Origin of the sequence: Paracraurococcus lichenis (assembly GCF_030657435.1) — a bacterium.
Lineage (GTDB): Bacteria > Pseudomonadota > Alphaproteobacteria > Acetobacterales > Acetobacteraceae > Paracraurococcus > Paracraurococcus lichenis.
Genome location: NZ_JAUTWS010000525.1, coordinates 1 through 379 on the forward strand (window position 1 = coordinate 1; position 379 = coordinate 379).

At 72.6% G+C, this 379-nt stretch carries 1 protein-coding gene; it reads left to right on the forward strand.

Annotated features, from left to right (window positions below; all coding sequences use genetic code 11):
• Positions 1-17: 17 nt before the first annotated feature.
• Positions 18-379 (forward strand): hypothetical protein (locus Q7A36_RS41085; RefSeq protein WP_305109523.1); only part of this gene is annotated, 362 nt, incomplete at its 3' end.

Below are 379 nucleotides of genomic sequence, written 5' to 3' on the forward strand. Positions count from 1 at the left end.
TGCTGGATGCCTGGTTCATGCGCGGCTGGTTGATCCAGTGCGCGCTGGCTGACGGCCACACCGTGATCGGCCGCGTGCGCCGCGATCTCGCCCTCTATACGGTGCCCCATCCGCCCCGGCGGCGGCGGCCGGGGCGGCCGCGCAAGTATGGCGCGCGCCTCACCCCAGACCGGGTGGCAGCCCTGCCGGTCCAACGCAGTGCTCGCATTCTCTACGGCCAAATGGAGGTCGTGCGCTGGCACAGCTGCCGGGTCGCCGCCCGCTTCCTGCACGGCCGAGTGGTGCGGGCTGTCTGGGTGGAACTGGAGCGCCCGGATCGTCCAGGCAAGCCGCCCGAGCAGCGCCTGCTGCTCTGCACCGATCCGGACCTGCCCGCCCC